Consider the following 18,628-nt stretch of genomic DNA (forward strand, 5'->3'; position numbering starts at 1 on the left):
GATATTCGCTTTATCTGTGGATTTCGTGCCAGCGGCGAGTTTATTTGCCGCGAACCAGCGGAAGATTCTCGCCGCTCCAGCCAGCAACGCCTTCTTTCAGCACGGACACTTTTTCAAAGCCTGCCTTGATGAGCGCGTTTGCCGCTTCCTGACACTGCATGCCGGAACCGTCGACCACGATCACCGGTTTGTCTTTGTGCTTATCGAGTTCGCCCACGTTGTTCGCTTTGATTTCACTTGGCAGCAGGTTGATAGCGCCTGCGATATGGCCTTTACGGAAATCGTCACGCTGACGTAAATCGACAACAACGGCGTCTTCTTTGTTGATAAGACGCGTGGCTTCACCACGGGTGATGACCTTCACTTTTGAGGTCAGGCCTTTAAACGTGGTGAATAAAACCGCCACCAGTAACGCAATCCAGGCGATACTCAGTATGGGATGGCGACCAACAAATTGCATAATTTCTTGCATGGGGGGTAACAACTCCCGACTCAGTGATTAAAAACCAGGGAAGGAGTATACCTGCGCGATGGCGCAAATACAGCCAGCGCGTGCACTGGATTGCATTTTTGCGGGGCGCAATGGAAAAAATAGCGTAAAACCGCGCCGTCCATGCGCCGCACGGCCCTATTATTTGATCTTCTGAGGCTATTTTATCGATTCAGCTGTAGTAAAATTACGCAAAATTTTTGTTTCTTTAGTGTGAGGTTTCACAATGTCGGTTTCGAAAAAACCTATGGTGCTGGTCATTCTCGATGGCTATGGTTACCGTGAAGAGAGCCAGGATAACGCCATTTTCTCTGCGAAAACGCCCGTCATGGACGCGCTGTGGGCGCAACGTCCGCATACGCTGATTGACGCGTCCGGTCTGGAAGTGGGTCTGCCTGACCGTCAGATGGGTAACTCAGAAGTAGGTCACGTTAACCTGGGCGCGGGCCGCATCGTGTATCAGGACCTGACGCGTCTGGATGTCGAAATTAAAGAACGTACCTTCTTTGCCAATCCGGTGCTGACCGCGGCGGTAGACCAGGCGAAAAACGCGGGTAAAGCGGTTCACATCATGGGCCTGCTCTCGGCGGGCGGCGTACACAGCCACGAAGACCACATCATGGCGATGGTGGAACTGGCCGCTGAACGCGGCGCGGAGAAAATCTACCTGCATGCGTTTCTCGACGGTCGCGACACCCCGCCGCGCAGCGCTGAATCCTCACTGAAAGCCTTCGAAGACAAGTTTGCCGCGCTGGGCAAAGGCCGCGTCGCTTCTATTATCGGACGTTATTACGCCATGGACCGCGACAACCGCTGGGATCGCGTTGAACAGGCTTATGATCTGATGACCCTGGCAAAAGGCGAATTCCAGTACGCAACCGCGGTTGAAGGCCTGCAGGCCGCTTACGCCCGCGACGAAAACGATGAATTCGTTAAAGCGACCGTGATTCGTGCGGAAGGCCAGGCCGATGCGGCATTGGAAGACGGCGATGCGCTGATTTTCATGAACTTCCGTGCCGACCGCGCGCGTGAAATCACACGGGCATTCGTTAACACTGACTTCGACGGCTTTGCGCGTAAGAAAGTGGTTAACCTGAATTTTGTCATGCTGACCGAATACGCGGCGGACATCAAAACGGCCGTCGCCTACCCACCAGCCTCTCTGGCAAACACCTTCGGCGAGTGGATGGCGAAGAATGACAAAACCCAGTTGCGTATCTCCGAAACGGAAAAATACGCGCATGTGACTTTCTTCTTCAACGGCGGCGTGGAAGAGCCATTTGCCGGTGAAGAACGCATTTTGATTAATTCACCGAAAGTGGCGACCTACGATCTTCAGCCGGAAATGAGCTCTGCGGAGTTGACTGAAAAACTGGTCGCCGCTATCGAAAGCGGGAAGTACGATACCATCATCTGTAACTACCCGAACGGCGATATGGTCGGTCATACCGGGGTGATGGAAGCAGCCGTGAAAGCAGTGGAAGCACTGGATCACTGCGTTGAGCAGGTCGCGAAAGCCGTTGAATCCGTTGGCGGACAGTTGCTGATCACTGCGGACCACGGTAACGCCGAGCAGATGCGCGATCCGGCGACGGGTCAGGCGCACACGGCGCACACGAACCTGCCGGTTCCGCTGATTTACGTGGGTGACAAAAACGTAAAAGCGGTGGAAGGCGGTAAACTTTCCGATATCGCGCCGACCATGCTGACGCTGATGGGTATGGAAATCCCGCAAGAGATGACTGGTAAGCCGCTGTTCATCGTGGAATAATCCCTCCCCATGAGGGGAAAGGCGATGAATACCAAACAAGGGGTCATGAAAACGCAACGGTTTTCAGTCAGGCCCCTGATTTACGCCAGCGTGTTGAGCGCTGGCGTATTGTTGTGCGCCTTTTCCGCCCACGCGGATGACCGCGATCAGCTCAAATCCATCCAGGCGGATATCGCCGCCAAAGAGCGCGCCGTGCGCCAGCAGCAGCAGCAGCGCGCAACCCTGCAAGCGCAGTTGAAAGCACAAGAAGAAGCGATTTCCGTCGCCGCGCGTAAACTGCGCGAAACCCAAAACACTCTCGCTCAGCTCAACAAGCAAATTGATGAGATGAACGCCTCTATCGCGAAGCTGGAGCAGCAAAAAGCCAGCCAGGAACGCAGCCTCGCCGCACAGTTGGATGCGGCGTTTCGTCAGGGCGAGCATACCGGCATTCAGCTTATCCTCAGTGGTGAAGAGAGCCAGCGCGGCCAGCGTTTACAGGCCTATTTCGGCTATCTGAACCAGGCGCGGCAAGAAACCATTACCGAGCTGAAGCAAACCCGCGAGCAGGTCGCCGCACAACGCGCCGAGCTGGAAGAGAAGCAAAGCCAGCAACAGACGCTGTTATACGAACAGCGCGCCCAGCAGGCGAAGCTGGAGCAGGCGCGTAACGAACGGAAAAAAACGCTCGCCGGACTGGAGTCTTCCATCCAGCAAGGCCAGCAGCAGCTGAGCGAACTGCGCGCTAACGAATCCCGTCTGCGTAACAGCATTGCGCGAGCGGAGGCCGCCGCCAAAGCGCGGGCGGAACGCGAAGCGCGCGAGGCGGAAGCAGTACGTAATCGACAGAAAGAGGCGACCCGTAAAGGCACCACCTATAAACCGACCGAAAGCGAGAAATCGCTGATGTCGCGCACCGGCGGTTTAGGCTCGCCGCGCGGTCAGGCTTATTGGCCGGTTCGCGGGCCAACGCTGCATCGATATGGCGAACGGCTGCAAGGTGAGCTACGTTGGAAAGGGATGGTTATCGGTGCGTCTGAAGGCACTGAAGTCAAAGCCATTGCCGATGGTCGGGTGATTCTGGCGGACTGGCTGCAGGGCTACGGGCTGGTCGTCGTCGTCGAACACGGCAAGGGCGACATGAGCCTTTACGGCTATAACCAGAGCGCGCTGGTCAGCGTGGGGACACAGGTTCGCGCCGGTCAGCCCATTGCGCTGGTCGGCAGCAGCGGGGGTCAGGGCAGACCGTCGCTCTATTTTGAAATCCGTCGCCAGGGTCAGGCCGTCAATCCACAGCCGTGGTTGGGAAGATAAGTTTTGCCTCACTTTCGTCGTACTGTTCTTTCATTCGCCAGCCTGCTGGCCTTCGCCTCCCCCGCTTTTGCTGGCAAACTCGCCATCGTGATCGACGATTTCGGCTACCGTCCGCATTATGAAAATCAGGTACTGGCGATGCCAGACGCAATCTCCGTTGCGGTACTGCCTAATGCGCCTCACGCCCGCGAAATGGCGACCAAAGCACACAACAGCGGTCATGAGGTGTTGATTCACCTGCCGATGGCCCCTCTCAGTAAGCAGCCGCTGGAAAAAGACACGCTGCGCCCGGAGATGAGCAGCAATGAGATCGAACGTATTGTGCGCGAGGCGGTCAGCAAAGTTCCCTACGCTGTCGGGCTGAATAACCATATGGGCAGCGCGATGACCTCCAGCCTGTTTGGCATGCAGAAAGTGATGCAGGCGCTGGAACGCTACGATCTCTATTTTCTCGACAGCATGACCATCGGCAATAGCCAGGCCATGCGCGCAGCGTCCGGTACGGGTGTGAAGGTTATCAAGCGCAAAGTGTTTCTCGACGACACGCAAAACGAAGCGGACATTCGCCGCCAGTTTAACCGCGCCGTCGCTCTGGCTCGTCGAAACGGGTCTGCGATCGCGATCGGACATCCGCATCCGTCAACGGTGCGTGTGCTCCAACAGATGGTGTATAACCTGCCAGCCGATATCACGTTGGTGCGTCCAAGCACCCTGCTTCACGAACCGCAGGTGGATACTTCGACGCCGAACCTGACCCCGCCGAAAAACAACGACGCGCCGCGTAATCCATTCCGCGGAGTGAAGGTGTGTAACGCGAAGAAGGCACCCGAACCAGTTTATACCGACCGATTCTTCAGCGTCATAAGCGAAAGCATTCGTCAGAGCACGCTGGTCAGTTGGTACCAGCATCAGTGGCAGGGCTGGGGGAAGGCCCCCAGCAAGGGTGGCGTTAACCCAGGTTAAGGGCTTGACGGGCGGTGCGATGGTGCGAGCGTGTTTTGTCGCGCCAGCGATAAAGTCGTAGAGACCACAGCAGCGCCTGATACGCGACCTTCGCGCTACGCACGTTCAGTATCATCCGTTTATACATGCCCGAGGTGAAAATCTCGGCAATCATGCGTTGACGCGTCAATATATCCGGCTCTTTGCGTACAGCATGACACACGCGTAATGCTTCATACGTTATTTGCTGACGAAACTCCGGATAAAGGGTAATTCGGTCGGCATAATCGCGATTCAGCTTTTCCAGTAAGCGGGTGATTTTAATATAATGGCGCTGATAATTAAGGTTTTTATTGCCCTGTCGTTTTAAACGACTAACGGAATTATCATGCAGGAAATATTTATATAATGACTCTTCGGTATAGCGTGCGCGACGGGCATTAAACATAAACTCTGTGGTCCACACGATATCCTGATGATGTAATCCCGGAATAAATCTGATGTTATTTTTTTCAATCACGTCGCGGCGATAAACCCCCATCCATACCACGTGCGTCCAGCGCCGAGAAGACAGCGCCATACGGAGCCAGTCCGGACCCGTTAATACACCTGTTGAGCGAATACGATCGGTGGGAATAGATTGCCAGGTGTCGCCGGAGGAACGTTCGCTCCAGTCCGCATTACATTGCGCGACGTCGAGATTATCTTCCAGCGCCATCGTCATCAGCGTTTCGTACATGTGAGGATAAACCAGATCATCCGCATCGACGAAAGCGATATATTGCCCGGTGGCGGCGGCCATTCCCCGGTTACGTGCGACCGACGCCCCGGCATTGGCCTGATGCAGCAGGCGAACGTGTGGGTAGTTTTCGGCGTAATGCGTTGCTATTTCAACAGAGTTATCCGTTGAACCATCATTAACAATAATTATTTCCAGGGCAGTCCATGTTTGCGCGATGAGTGATTCCATGCAGGCTTTGAAATCATTACCCGCATTATAAAGCGGGATAATGACGCTGAGTCTGTTTGTACTATTCATCATAAATTACCGATTACCTCTGAAGTTACCCGCCTTTGTACAGCCTTAGTGTTAAGAAACAATTAAGGCTGGTGCATACTATTTTTAAACGTTGACGGTAACGGCAGAATAAAGCGTTGGAATGAACAGCAAAATCAGACTAGTGAGTAATTACGTAATATTTATGACAATGACAAAACTTTACAGGATTTCAGATATTGCCGAATAAAAAGGCCGGAAAACACCGGCCTTTTGACGATTAATCCCAGCTCAGGATGACTTTCCCCGACTGACCTGAACGCATCGCGTCAAAGCCCTTCTGGAAGTCATCAATCGAGAAACGGTGGGTGATGACAGGAGAAAGATCCAGACCCGACTGGATCAGCGCCGCCATCTTGTACCAGGTTTCAAACATCTCGCGGCCATAAATGCCTTTGATGAAGAGCCCTTTAAAGATCACTTTCGTCCAGTCGATTGACATGTCAGAGGGCGGGATCCCCAGCATCGCGATGCGACCACCGTGGTTCATGGTATCAAGCATGGTGCGGAACGCCGGCGGCGCGCCAGACATTTCCAGCCCCACATCGAAGCCTTCGGTCATCCCCAACGCTTCCATCACGTCGGTGAGACTCTCCTGCGCCACGTTAACCGCACGGGTAATACCCATTTTACGCGCCAGGTCCAGACGGTATTCGTTAACGTCGGTGATGACGACGTTGCGTGCCCCGACATGTTTCGCCACCGCTGCCGCCATAATCCCGATAGGACCCGCGCCGGAAACCAGCACATCCTCGCCCACCAGATCGAACGACAGCGCCGTGTGCACCGCATTACCGAACGGGTCAAAGATAGACGCCAGATCGTCAGAAATATTGTCCGGGATTTTGAAGGCGTTGAATGCCGGGATCACCAGATATTCGGCGAAGCAGCCTGGGCGGTTCACGCCCACGCCGGTCGTGTTGCGGCACAGGTGCGTACGGCCACCGCGGCAGTTACGGCAGTGCCCACAGGTAATGTGTCCTTCGCCAGAGACGCGGTCGCCAATTTTAAAGCCTTTGACTTCCTGACCGATACCGACCACTTCGCCGACGTATTCGTGCCCGACAACCATAGGTACCGGGATGGTTTTTTGCGACCACTCATCCCAGTTGTAGATGTGAACGTCAGTGCCGCAGATGGCTGTTTTACGGATTTTAATCAGCAGATCGTTGTGTCCGACTTCCGGTTCAGGAACGTCGGTCATCCAGATGCCCTCTTCCGCTTTCAGTTTGGATAACGCTTTCATCTTTGATCCTCAGGCAATAACGCCCAGTTGTTTACCTATGCGCGTGAACGCCTCAACCGCGCGCGTGATTTGCTCCGGCGTATGGGCGGCGGACATCTGGGTACGAATGCGCGCCTGGCCTTTCGGCACCACCGGATAGAAGAATCCTGTTACGTAAATACCCTCTTTTTGCAGCTCACGGGCAAATTGTTGCGCCACCACCGCATCGCCCAGCATCACCGGAATGATGGCGTGGTCGGCGCCCGCAAGGGTGAAACCTGCCGCAGACATCTGCTCGCGGAACTGGCGCGCGTTCGCCCACAGGCGGTCGCGCAGCTCGCCGCCGGATTCCACCATCTCCAGTACTTTTATGGAGGCGGCGACAATCGCCGGCGCCAGAGAGTTGGAGAACAGATACGGACGGGAGCGCTGACGCAACCATTCCACCACCTCTTTACGCGCCGCAGTGTAGCCGCCAGACGCGCCGCCGAGCGCTTTGCCCAACGTCCCGGTGATGATGTCCACGCGTCCCATCACGTCGCAATACTCATGGGAGCCACGCCCGTTTTCACCCACGAAGCCCACCGCGTGAGAGTCATCAACCATCACCAGCGCGTCGTATTTATCCGCCAGGTCGCAGACGCCTTTCAGGTTGGCGATCACACCATCCATCGAGAACACGCCGTCGGTAGCGATCAGTACATGACGGGCCCCGGCTTCACGCGCTTCTTTCAGGCGAGCTTCCAGTTCGGCCATATCATTGTTGGCATAGCGGAAGCGTTTCGCTTTACATAAACGCACGCCGTCGATAATAGAGGCGTGGTTCAGGGCGTCGGAGATAATCGCGTCTTCTGCGCCCAGCAGCGTTTCGAACAGGCCGCCGTTGGCGTCGAAGCAGGAGGAGTAGAGGATGGCATCTTCCATTCCCAGGAAGTTTGCCAGCTTTTGCTCAAGGTGCTTGTGGCTGTCCTGGGTACCGCAAATAAAGCGCACCGAGGCCATACCAAACCCGTGAGAATCCATTCCTGCTTTTGCCGCCGCAATCAGTTCAGGGTGGTTAGCCAACCCGAGATAGTTGTTGGCGCAGAAGTTAATGACGTGGCTTCCATCCGCCACAGTGATATCTGCCTGCTGAGCAGACGTGATAATGCGCTCTTCTTTAAACAATCCTTCCGCCCGGGCGGTTTCCAGATCGTTGGTTAACTGTTTGTAAAAATCCCCACGCATTGCGATTCTCCAGACTGGGCAAATTTCAGCACATCTTACCTAACCCTGGACGCTGATACGAGATGACGCATTAGCACTTCTTTAAAATGCAGGATAAATCACGCGTACCCACACGCGTAATCGGTGAATGGCTGAAGCCAGGGCCAGGTAGTGATATGATAGAAGTATTCGTGTCCGAGATAGTCTCTGACTCCATAATTCATAGGTTACAGTTATGATCATCGTTACCGGCGGCGCGGGTTTTATCGGCAGCAACATCGTTAAGGCCCTGAATGATAAAGGCATCACCGATATCCTGGTGGTGGACAACCTGAAAGACGGCACCAAGTTTGTGAACCTGGTGGATCTGAACATTGCCGACTATATGGATAAAGAAGATTTCTTAATCCAGATTATGGCGGGCGAAGAGTTTGGCGAGGTAGAGGCCATTTTCCACGAAGGCGCGTGTTCCTCCACGACCGAGTGGGACGGCAAGTACATGATGGACAATAACTATCAGTACTCCAAAGAGCTGCTGCACTACTGCCTGGAGCGTGAAATTCCGTTCCTGTACGCCTCTTCCGCCGCCACCTACGGCGGACGCACCTCTGATTTCATCGAATCCCGCGAATATGAGCAGCCGCTGAACGTTTACGGCTATTCCAAGTTCCTGTTTGATGAGTACGTACGCCAGATCCTGCCAGAAGCGAACTCCCAGATTGTTGGCTTCCGCTACTTCAACGTTTACGGTCCGCGCGAAGGCCACAAAGGCAGCATGGCGAGCGTGGCGTTCCACCTGAACACCCAGTTGAATAATGGCGAAAGCCCGAAACTGTTTGAAGGCAGCGACGGCTTCAAGCGTGACTTTGTTTACGTGGGCGATGTGGCGGATGTGAACCTGTGGTTCTGGGGAAACGGCGTGTCCGGTATCTATAACCTCGGCACCGGTCGTGCAGAATCTTTCCAGGCCGTGGCTGACGCGACGCTGGCTTTCCATAAAAAAGGCGAGATTGAGTACATCCCGTTCCCGGAAAAACTGAAGGGCCGCTACCAGGCGTTCACCCAGGCGGATCTGACGAATCTGCGCGCTGCGGGCTACGACAAGCCGTTTAAGACCGTTGCCGAAGGCGTAACGGAGTATATGGCCTGGCTGAACCGCGACAGCGATACAAATTCACAAAATCATTCGAGCGGTATCAAGGCGGCAACTAAGTGAATCTCCGGTCACTTACTAAAGTAAGTGACCGGAGTGAACGCAGGCAGCCAACGCAGAGACAGCTTGAAGGATGAAGTGAATGAAAATTTTGGTGATCGGCCCGTCCTGGGTGGGCGACATGATGATGTCGCAAAGTCTCTACCGCACGCTCAAGGCGCGCTATCCCCAGGCGATAATCGACGTGATGGCGCCCGCATGGTGCCGTCCGCTGTTGTCGCGAATGCCGGAAGTGAACGAAGCGATCCCAATGCCACTCGGCCATGGGACGCTGGCGCTCGGCGAACGCCGCAGGCTCGGCCATAGCCTGCGCGAGAAACGCTATGACCGCGCATATGTGCTGCCCAACTCCTTCAAATCAGCCCTTGTGCCCTTCTTTGCGGGCGTACCGCAGCGCACAGGCTGGCGCGGCGAGATGCGTTACGGTCTGCTAAACGACGCGCGTGTGCTGGACAAAGCGGCCTGGCCCTTGATGGTGGAACGCTATGTCGCGCTGGCTTACGACAAGGGCGTAATGCACAGCGCGAAAGATCTGCCGCAGCCGCTGCTGTGGCCGCAGTTGCAGGTGAGCGAAGGTGAAAAATCCCTGACCTGTTGTGAATTTTCGCTTTCAGATGAGCGGCCCATGATCGGCTTTTGCCCTGGCGCGGAATTTGGACCTGCCAAACGCTGGCCACACTATCATTACGCGGAACTGGCGAAACAGCTGATAGACGAAGGCTATCAGGTTGTGCTGTTCGGTTCGGCGAAAGATCACGAAGCCGGGAACGAGATTTTAGCGTCCTTAAACGATGAGCAGCAGGCGTGGTGCCGCAATCTGGCAGGCGACACCCAACTGGAGCAGGCCGTCATTTTGATCGGCGCCTGTAAAGCCGTCGTCAGCAATGACTCCGGGCTGATGCACGTCGCCGCAGCCCTTAACCGCCCGCTGGTTGCCCTCTACGGCCCCAGCAGCCCTGACTTCACGCCGCCGCTTTCACATAAAGCGCGGGTGATTCGCCTGATTACCGGCTATCACAAAGTGCGCAAAGGCGATGCGGCAGAAGGGTACCATCAGAGTCTGATCGACATTACACCAGCGCAGGTGCTGGAAGCCCTGAACGCGCTGTTATTACAAGAGGAAGCCTGACGAATGCGGGTTCTGATCGTCAAAACATCCTCAATGGGTGATGTGTTGCATACCCTTCCGGCGCTCACCGATGCACAACAGGCGATACCGGGTATTCAGTTTGACTGGGTGGTCGAAGAAGGATTCGCGCAGATCCCCTCGTGGCATTCGGCGGTAAACCGCGTCATTCCCGTTGCGATTCGTCGCTGGCGTAAAGCCTGGTTTTCCGCGTCGGTTAAAGCGGAGCGTAACGCTTTCCGCGAGGCGGTACAGGCAGAACGCTATGATGCCGTTATCGACGCCCAGGGATTGGTTAAAAGCGCTGCGCTGGTGACTCGCCTCGCACATGGCGTAAAGCATGGTATGGACTGGCAGAGCGCACGCGAGCCGCTGGCCGCTCTGTTTTATCATCGCCGCCATCACATTGCCAGGCAGCAGCATGCCGTAGAGCGTACCCGCGAACTGTTCGCAAAAAGCCTGAATTATTCCAAACCATCCTCGCAAGGCGATTATGCTATCGCGCGGCATTTCCTGACATCTGAACAGGATACTGCGCAACCCTACGCGGTATTTTTGCACGCAACCACACGCGATGATAAACACTGGCCGGAAGCAAACTGGCGAGCGCTAATTGGTTTGTTGGCTGACAACGAAATCAGCATCAAATTGCCTTGGGGCGCGCCTCATGAAGAAGCACGGGCGAGAAGACTTGCCGAAGGGTTCGCTCACGTTGAGGTCTTACCGAGGATGAGTCTGGAAGAAGTTGCGCGCGTACTGGCAGGCGCAAAATATGTGGTTTCCGTCGATACGGGGCTTAGCCACCTGACGGCGGCGCTCGATCGACCGAATATTACGCTGTATGGCCCAACGGATCCGGGGTTAATTGGGGGGTACGGGAAAAACCAGATAGCGTGTCGTTCACCCGAAAATAATTTAGCCAAGCTTGATGCCCACACCGTTCTGAACGGAATATCATCATTATTCTAAAGGTACATGAATGTTAGCCTTGAACTCTTTACATTCCTGGCAAACCGGTGCCAGGAAGATGTCCACAGTGCTGGAGTTGACTACCTGGTTACTTTGCTTCGTCACCCTTGTCGTCGCGCTGTTCAATAATAATTTGAGTATGAAGCTGTATAATATTACGGCGATTCTCGGTCTGCTGGCGCTTATTTTACGCGGCAAGCCGGAAAGTTATTCGCCGCGATACTGGCTGTTACCCCTTTCTGTTCTGCTTATCGGCGTCATCGACGTCAGCTGGTATTCCGCCTTTAAAGTAGATAATTCACCCTTTCGGGCGACGTACCATAGTTATTTGAATACGGCGAAAATCTTTATCTTTGGGGCCTTTCTCATACTGTTGGCGCTGACCTCGAAAATAAAGATGAATAAAGAGTGGCCGCTGTATATTCTGTATTTGCTGTCGTTTTTCATTGCCGGTTATGGCTACTATGTAAAAACCACAACCGGTATCTCCCGTCTGGATTTTGGTATTGGTACGGCAACAGGCGCAGCATATTCGATCATGTTTGTCGGCATCGTCAGCGCGATATCAATACTGTATACCCAGCGCAAGCACCCGGTGCTGTTTCTGCTTAACGCAGCTGCCGTGTTCTTTGCGCTTGCCCTCACCCAGACGCGTTCAGCGCTGCTTATTTTTCCGGTGATATGCGCGCTGGCACTGGTGGCGGGCTATCTTAAGACCCCCAAAAAATTGTTCTTTTCGGTGATTGGTTTTTTGGTTGCCTTCGTTGTCCTTGTTGCGGTCTTTAGCAAGCCGATTTATAGCCGCTACCATGAAGCGGTTGCGGACCTGGCGCAATATAACAATGGCAACAGTGTCAGTTCGCTTGGCGCACGCCTGGCGATGTATGAGATTGGTTTTGATATTTTCAAAGAATCACCGCTTGCCGCACGCTCGGCAGATGTTCGGGCGCAGCGTATGGAAGAGCTGGCGAATGCGCATCCTTATCTTCGCGGGGCTTTAGAATTTTCCAACGTTCACTTGCACAATGAGCTGGTTGAAGCGGCCTCGCTGAAAGGTATTGCCGGGATTCTATCGACTTTGCTGTTTTACGCCGCGCTGTTTTATACGGTGTACTATCACCGCTCTTTAGGGCTGTTTGCCCTGACGTTAGCGATTATTGGCACGGGAATGAGCGATGTGATTCTCTGGTCACGCAGTATCCCGATCATTTTGATCACGGCTGTCGCACTGATGCTGCTTATCAAGAAAAATCGCCCGCCAGAAAGACGTGTTCAGCAGTGATTCCTTTCACGCCATCCAAAGCGGGCATCCGCTCACTTTGGATGGCGGTCAAATAACGCGTCCACTGAATCAATCAATACATCGGAACGGATATCTTTCACCGTACAGGTGGGAGAGACTACCTGCAATGCGTTGCAATTATTCGGCGCCCAGATTAGGTGCGAGGGATAAGCGTCGTGTCGCGCGTTGGGGTAGAGCGCGAGCGTAGGGATCTGATAAGCCGAAGCAATATGAACCAGCGCGGTGTCCACAGAAATAACGTACTGGCTGAATTTTGTCAGGGCAACGGTATAAATAAACGCGTTAAACGGCAGCGTTTCAATGTCCGGTATCGCAATAGAGCGCACATCTTGCGGCAGGCCGGTAAAAATCACCCGAAACTCAGGATGCCGTTCACGAATACGGGAATAGATCGTTGCAATCTGCTCCGCTGTTAAACGGCAGATTTTCTTCGCGCCCAGAGCATTAATTATAATAATCTTTGTATCGCCGATGAAATTCACGACCGCGTTTTCGACCTCTGCGGTGAGCGGCAGATCATAACTAACATCGAACGAATTATCGGTATCGGGATAAAAATAACGCAGTATTTCACTCGCCCGCGTACACATATGCGCAGCGAGTTTTTCGTCATGCGGATGATACACGGTGTAGTAACGCTTATACCATTTATCAAAGCCAAGAACATGCGAGCGCCTGACGCCAGATAAGAGTAACGCATGAGTAAAAGAAGGCATTGTTTCGAAAGGATCGAGAACGATATCGAAAGACGCCTGCTTCAGCTGCTTACGTAGGGCCAGTACATCGCTGATTTTAGATGAGGTTTTGATAAAGAAACGATGTATCTTGTTATTACCCGCGAGAAAGTCTTTTCCTGCGGCGGTCGTTAAGATAGAGAGCTTAACGCCACGAGTGGTCAGTTCCCGGTAAAGCGAACTCAGGACAATTAAATCGCCTAACTTGTTGTTGTCATGAATAAGCAAACATGACCGGATTGCTGGCGCGTTGATTTTTGGCGTTGTATTTTGGGGAAAGAAGAAAGATAAAGCGTTAATTTTGATTTTATTAAAAAAATATCTTTTTTTCTTATGGAAAGCACCTAAGCCCATGCTAATTACCACATTACAATAAAAAACAGGATTGAAATTAGCCTACATAAGAATCCGCATGATCGTGCAGTCCAAGCGTTTTTTTCAATACGCTTTTCTTAGGCGCAAGGGTAGCGACATCAGCAGGTCTGATAAAAGGAATGATGTCGTAGCCGATCGCCGTGTCGTCAGAGAGGTTGTAAATCTGAAAGTCTGGCACTTGTGCACGCATGAATTTGAAGAAGGGCAAGATTTTGACCAGATCCTTGCTGAGCTCTGACGGCATCGGGTTATTGCTTTCGTCATAAAAACGCGCGCAACTGCCGGTAATGTCCAGCCCGGAACAGATAGTGTTATCGTACCCCAGCGAATATGCTATTTGCATTGCGGTATACGCCACGGTATGGCATGAACAATAGCCGAAGCTGATATCCTTACTAAAGCCAACCAGCCTTCCGCGCTTAGAGACAGGGACGTTGATCAACAGTTTCTTGTTCCATCGAGACAGCGTTTCCAGCTTCAACTTCTTGAAAAGTCCGCCTTTTTCACGCTTATAAAACGCGCGCAAAATGAAGCAATGAGCGCGCATGTAGCACTTGTCTTCTTCCGATGCGGCCTCATAAACGTCCATATTGACGAAGGTAAATTTACTGCCGCGGCTGAACTTATAAAAGTCCTCACGCCGTTGCAGCAGAAAGCGTGCGTCTGTTAAGACATAAATGAAAGGGGTAATACCATTACTGAGCAAGTATTCCGCCGCGCCGTTAACGGTGATGACATCATTGTTGCGTAAAAGAGACAGTGGCGTCCCTCGGGACGTAGGACCCGACAAGAAAATGATAACGTTTTCAGATGTTCTGCTTTCAGTAAGCTGCTGAACACCGGCGCGAGTTAAAAACTTAACATTACTCATATAAAACCTGTATGTTAATCATGCAACTTAAATCACGATGAATCTTTGAGGTAAGTGTTCATAGCTTATCTTTAGCGAGGGTAATCGAAATAGAGTACTGAACCTGCTCATAAAATATACAACGCCATTTTTGCATTTAGACCTGCCAATTGCAATATCCGGGATATCACAGTCAAACTTAGCGCACACTTTTGCCTTTCAGACGACGCAAAAAATTACGCCATTTTTTCTTGTAGACCAAAAGATAGTAACCCAGATCTTTGCTCGTGTTTTCAATGCCATAATGACGTTCTAAATCGATTCTGTCTTTAGCCATCCGTTGACGAGAGGGTCTTTTTCCGGACAGGTCAATGATCCTTATCTCACCATCCTGTAATATAAAGTTACCCTTATGCGGGTCGCCTGAGACCATACCATGTTGGTGAAGTCCCTCGATCGAATGCTTAATCTTGCTCTTTATGTCAGAAGAGATGTCAGACATGTCGGCCAGTTCCACACCTTCGATGTACTCAATAATCATGATATAGGTGTGGACATAACGCAGCGTTTTCACTTCTGCCAACAGATAAAAATCATTTAACGCATCATACCCTTCCTGGCGAACACGATCCGTCTGGTAGAAAAGTTTTTCGTAGTAGTCCCCTTTCACCAGCGATTTGAAAAATCGCTCAGTGTTTTTTACTTTAGGGTGAAAAATCTTCAGAATATATTTACCATGCTCGGTATCGATCAATACGACCTTGGTATCTTCAATACTACGAAAGACTTTTAATACGCTAAGATTGTGGTTAAGAAAATCAGTGAAAATATCGATGTATTTTTGCCCGTCTTGTTTAACGAAGACAGTATAATTTTTTATTTTTGTTTCAGTAATCATAATTGTGGGAAATTTATTTCGCTAAAATTTTTCGATAGAGATAGGCGGCGCCTGCGATTATTCCTTGTAAATAATGCTTCTGAACCAGAAGGTGTTTATATCTTTTTTTGTACTCCACCATGGTTTTTGCATTTTTAGCCGGGACAGTCTGCCATGGTGATTTAACCTGCGCAGTGGTGAAATAAATAACAGAAGGATACTTTGCCCAAGCATGCCAGGGTTTAGTTGCCCCGGTATAATGAATCAATTTTGTATTATTTGTAATGACGTTTAAATAATTCAGATGTGTTTTATCTTTCAATTCACTTTTAATGGTATAAATAGTATTGTATTCGCGTGGTAAAAAGACCACTTTATCAATTAGCAGGATATTTAACACATCCTGATCGGGATATTTGAAAAATGGAGATTGACCTTCTTCTCCGGTTAACAATGAAAGCGCGTGTTCTGTTAAACACTGCGCCGTCCACTGCTGGAGATTGACTAACACAACACCAGAGTTAAAGTAGCGCCCCTGTAGATGATAAGCGGGTAAGCGCTCATCAACTTTTGCCTGGATAGAATCAACATCTTTAACAACCGCAGCAATTTTATCTGTCAGATCTATCGCTAAAAGCGCCTCAAGCGATCCTTTGCAGACAACATCGGCATCAAGATAGAGTAATCTATCCATTTTTTGACGAAGATAATTAAATGCAAACAGGCGAAAATACATTGCCCTGGACCAGACCTTTGTTCTTGGCAAAACTTCAAGGCAGCTCACGTTAATGGTGTAAAGCGAAATTTTAACGTGATACTGATTCGCAAGTAAGGCAATTTTTTCAATGAAACTCTGGACATAACGATCGCAGATAATATGAAATTCGACATTTATTTTATTATGCAGGAGAACAGAAGAAATGGAGACACCCACGCCATCAAGATAATTCTCATCAATGCCATAAGAGATATGTAACGTTTCATCGCAGTCATTTAAGCGTTCATCAAAAACTTTAAACTCTGTTATCTCTATTTCAGGAAATGAGTTCACTGCATCACCTATAGTTATATTTATTTAACAAGCTTACTTTTAAAGTAATATAAATAATCCATCACACCAGCAACGTACTTTTTCTGGTTAAACATGTGCTTTGCTGCATAGCGCAACTGATGGCTATTTTTAGGTTTTAGCAAGTCAACACTAGACCAGGGTGACAGCTTTTTCGCATTCAAAAAGCTTTGAGCAACAGGATAATTTCCCCACTGATGCCATGGTTTTGTCGGACCGATATAATGTATAAACACGGTGCTTTCATTGACAGGGTTTAACACCCTTTCCTTTAATTCATAGTTAATGCTGAACTGGGTATTGAACTTTTTATCCACAAAACGCGCCTTGTCCACCAGCAGCATATTGAGTACATCCTGATCCAGGTGCGTTATGCGCTGAACAACATCCGGATCGCGCAACATTTCAATGGCTTTACGCGAGATATCTTCCTGCGCCCAGCGAGGAATATTGATAAGTAAGAAGCCTGCATTGAAATAACCGGACACCAGACCCGGCGTTGCCAGACTGACCGAACGTTTCGTCCACCATTCGGTTTCTCCTTCGGCAACAACTGCTGCAATTTCGTGCTCGGTAAAATGCAGATCAATCAGTTCCTGAATGCTTCCTTTACAGGCAATATCCGCATCCAGGTACAGCACCTTATCGGTTTTACCCGCAAAGCGATCGGCGATGATAAATCGAAAGTATGTCGCGTAGGACCAGTTTTTTGTGCTGGGTAATGATTTGAGTTGCTCGCAATCCACTAAATGGACAGCGATCCGAGTAGAATATTGTTCAGCCAGCGCATGAAAACGCGCACGATCGTCATCGCTGAAAAAATCTGTGAAGACATGAAATGCCAGCGGTATTTCTGGGTTAGCGATCAGAATAGAAGCAATGGATACGCCACAGCCAAACAGAAAGTTCTTGTCGATGCCATAGGCAATGTTAAAACATTCAACATCACTATGCTCTGTATAATTATAATCTAAAGTTTGCTGAATGACTTTTTCGTCAAAGTACTTTGTCGTCATAGTGATCACTTATTATTTTTAGCAGAAATTGTACTTTCTAAATTTTCAAAATAAATATCATTATAGAAGTTATCGATGGACGCTGGAATCAGATTATTATTATATATCACACTGCCTGCAATAGAATGATTTAGCAGGTTAACGAATTGCTTGATATCCCCAGGAGGGAAAAGCTCACCATTTATACCCGGTTGAATCATATCTCGCGGACCCGACATACAGTCAGAACTGATGCAGGGTATACCATATGACATTGCTTCCAGTAACGTCATTGGAAAACCCTCAAAAGAGGACGTCAGTAATAACGCCGTCACGTTTTTTATTTCTTTCTTTACCACATCCCACGGTGAACCCTGCCATCCATGCCAGGTAATACGTTCGCCAATCCCCAGATCCTGCCCGTACTTTTGACATTTCTCAAAATCAGAACCATCGCCAATCACATGTAGTCGCCAATCCCCTTCCGCTCGAGACAGCCCATCGAGCAAGTCCTTGATTCTTTTTTGCCCTTCGAACTTCATACGCCCAACGTAAAGGAATACCGCAGGCTGACCCGGCTCAGGTGGATAAACGATAGTCGATTTTCTTGATACCGGATTAAAAATAACGCTGATTCGACTTTGCTCTATACCACGCGCTATCATCTGCTCTTTAATCCCGGAGCTTATTGCCAGATGGTAATCTGCATGGATGATACACTCAGCATGTTTTTTATGATCAAGCGAAAAATGTGGCCAGGAAAAAAGGGTGAAATCCACACCCGATTTTTTTCGCGCTTTACTGGCAAAAAGACAAGATAACACGTCAATACAAATCACAACATCAGGCCGTGTTTCTTTTAGCCACTTGTTAAATGCATTAATATGCTTTGCGCGACGCAAAAAACCGAGTCGGGTGTTTGAGAAAGAGCATGAATAGTTGATATTATTCAACCATGCTTTATCCATTTTGTCATTTCGACAAAAGAAAAACATGTCGCACGTATGCCCGAAGGGTTTTTCTTGTAAGTGGTTAATGACATCCCGGATAACCGTTTCCATGCCACCAAAACCTGAAACAGCTTCACCAATAAATGCTACTTTCATAAATTTCCAGATTAACTGTCACTATTG

Annotated in this window: 17 protein-coding genes; 7 read left to right on the forward strand and 10 right to left on the reverse strand. The window is 50.5% G+C overall.

Annotation, left to right across the window (positions count from 1 at the left end; genetic code table 11):
* Window positions 1–40: 40 nt before the first annotated feature.
* Window positions 41–472 carry a rhodanese-like domain-containing protein gene (locus CSE01S_RS08785; protein WP_042286978.1) on the reverse strand — a complete coding sequence of 144 codons (432 nt, stop codon included), beginning with the start codon at window positions 470–472 and terminating at the stop codon, window positions 41–43.
* Between the two features lie 244 nt (window positions 473–716).
* Here CSE01S_RS08785 and gpmM point away from each other — a divergent pair, with 244 nt between their 5' ends.
* From gpmM to CSE01S_RS08800, 3 genes are read left to right on the forward strand one after another with little or no spacing between them, the layout of a single operon-like run.
* Window positions 717–2,261, forward strand: coding sequence for a 2,3-bisphosphoglycerate-independent phosphoglycerate mutase (gene gpmM / locus CSE01S_RS08790; protein ID WP_042286981.1), 1,545 nt, complete (start codon window positions 717–719; stop codon window positions 2,259–2,261).
* Between the two features lie 9 nt (window positions 2,262–2,270).
* Window positions 2,271–3,554, forward strand: a complete 1,284-nt coding sequence (gene envC / locus CSE01S_RS08795; protein ID WP_042286984.1) for a murein hydrolase activator EnvC — start codon at window positions 2,271–2,273, stop codon at window positions 3,552–3,554.
* A gap of 3 nt (window positions 3,555–3,557) precedes the next feature.
* Entirely contained in the window at window positions 3,558–4,517 is a 960-nt protein-coding gene (locus CSE01S_RS08800) for a divergent polysaccharide deacetylase family protein (RefSeq protein ID WP_042286986.1), read from the forward strand.
* Here the strand turns inward: CSE01S_RS08800 and CSE01S_RS08805 are convergent.
* From CSE01S_RS08805 to kbl, 3 genes are all read right to left on the reverse strand, one after another.
* Window positions 4,504–5,538, reverse strand: a complete 1,035-nt coding sequence (locus tag CSE01S_RS08805) for a glycosyltransferase (protein ID WP_042286989.1) — start codon at window positions 5,536–5,538, stop codon at window positions 4,504–4,506. The two genes, CSE01S_RS08800 and CSE01S_RS08805, sit on opposite strands and share 14 nt — an antisense overlap.
* 235 nt (window positions 5,539–5,773) lie before the next feature.
* Window positions 5,774–6,799 (reverse strand): L-threonine 3-dehydrogenase, encoded by a 1,026-nt coding sequence (gene tdh / locus CSE01S_RS08810; protein ID WP_042286991.1) that lies wholly within the window; start codon window positions 6,797–6,799, stop codon window positions 5,774–5,776.
* 9 nt (window positions 6,800–6,808) lie between these two features.
* A complete protein-coding gene (gene kbl, locus CSE01S_RS08815) occupies window positions 6,809–8,005 on the reverse strand; it encodes a glycine C-acetyltransferase (RefSeq protein WP_042286993.1) in 1,197 nt (398 codons plus the stop codon).
* 214 nt (window positions 8,006–8,219) lie between these two features.
* On the opposite strand from kbl, the gene rfaD reads away from it, so the two are divergent.
* The 4 genes from rfaD (at window position 8,220) to CSE01S_RS08835 (ending at window position 12,574) form a co-directional block, all read left to right on the forward strand.
* Window positions 8,220–9,200 carry an ADP-glyceromanno-heptose 6-epimerase gene (gene rfaD / locus CSE01S_RS08820; RefSeq protein ID WP_042286996.1) on the forward strand — a complete coding sequence of 327 codons (981 nt, stop codon included), beginning with the start codon at window positions 8,220–8,222 and terminating at the stop codon, window positions 9,198–9,200.
* 79 nt (window positions 9,201–9,279) lie between these two features.
* Window positions 9,280–10,326 carry an ADP-heptose--LPS heptosyltransferase RfaF gene (gene rfaF, locus CSE01S_RS08825; protein WP_042286999.1) on the forward strand — a complete coding sequence of 349 codons (1,047 nt, stop codon included), beginning with the start codon at window positions 9,280–9,282 and terminating at the stop codon, window positions 10,324–10,326.
* 3 nt (window positions 10,327–10,329) lie between these two features.
* Window positions 10,330–11,292 (forward strand): lipopolysaccharide heptosyltransferase RfaC, encoded by a 963-nt coding sequence (gene rfaC, locus CSE01S_RS08830; protein ID WP_042287002.1) that lies wholly within the window; start codon window positions 10,330–10,332, stop codon window positions 11,290–11,292.
* A gap of 10 nt (window positions 11,293–11,302) precedes the next feature.
* Window positions 11,303–12,574, forward strand: coding sequence for an O-antigen ligase family protein (locus CSE01S_RS08835; protein WP_042287005.1), 1,272 nt, complete (start codon window positions 11,303–11,305; stop codon window positions 12,572–12,574).
* A gap of 32 nt (window positions 12,575–12,606) precedes the next feature.
* Here the strand turns inward: CSE01S_RS08835 and CSE01S_RS08840 are convergent, their stop codons facing one another.
* From CSE01S_RS08840 to waaB, 6 genes are all read right to left on the reverse strand, one after another.
* Window positions 12,607–13,683, reverse strand: coding sequence for a glycosyltransferase family 9 protein (locus tag CSE01S_RS08840; protein ID WP_042287009.1), 1,077 nt, complete (start codon window positions 13,681–13,683; stop codon window positions 12,607–12,609).
* Between the two features lie 37 nt (window positions 13,684–13,720).
* Window positions 13,721–14,575, reverse strand: a complete 855-nt coding sequence (waaZ, locus tag CSE01S_RS08845; protein WP_042287014.1) for a 3-deoxy-D-manno-oct-2-ulosonate III transferase WaaZ — start codon at window positions 14,573–14,575, stop codon at window positions 13,721–13,723.
* A gap of 178 nt (window positions 14,576–14,753) precedes the next feature.
* Entirely contained in the window at window positions 14,754–15,452 is a 699-nt protein-coding gene (gene rfaY, locus CSE01S_RS08850; RefSeq protein ID WP_042287017.1) for a lipopolysaccharide core heptose(II) kinase RfaY, read from the reverse strand.
* Between the two features lie 13 nt (window positions 15,453–15,465).
* Window positions 15,466–16,482 carry a glycosyltransferase family 8 protein gene (locus tag CSE01S_RS08855; protein ID WP_042287021.1) on the reverse strand — a complete coding sequence of 339 codons (1,017 nt, stop codon included), beginning with the start codon at window positions 16,480–16,482 and terminating at the stop codon, window positions 15,466–15,468.
* 20 nt (window positions 16,483–16,502) lie between these two features.
* Window positions 16,503–17,516: a lipopolysaccharide 3-alpha-galactosyltransferase gene (waaO, locus tag CSE01S_RS08860; protein WP_042287024.1), complete on the reverse strand. Its 1,014-nt coding sequence runs from the start codon at window positions 17,514–17,516 to the stop codon at window positions 16,503–16,505.
* A gap of 5 nt (window positions 17,517–17,521) precedes the next feature.
* Entirely contained in the window at window positions 17,522–18,601 is a 1,080-nt protein-coding gene (waaB, locus tag CSE01S_RS08865; protein ID WP_042287027.1) for a lipopolysaccharide 1,6-galactosyltransferase, read from the reverse strand.
* Window positions 18,602–18,628 lie beyond the last annotated feature (27 nt).

This window comes from Citrobacter sedlakii NBRC 105722 (assembly GCF_000759835.1).
In the GTDB taxonomy this organism is placed as follows: Bacteria; Pseudomonadota; Gammaproteobacteria; order Enterobacterales; family Enterobacteriaceae; genus Citrobacter_A; species Citrobacter_A sedlakii.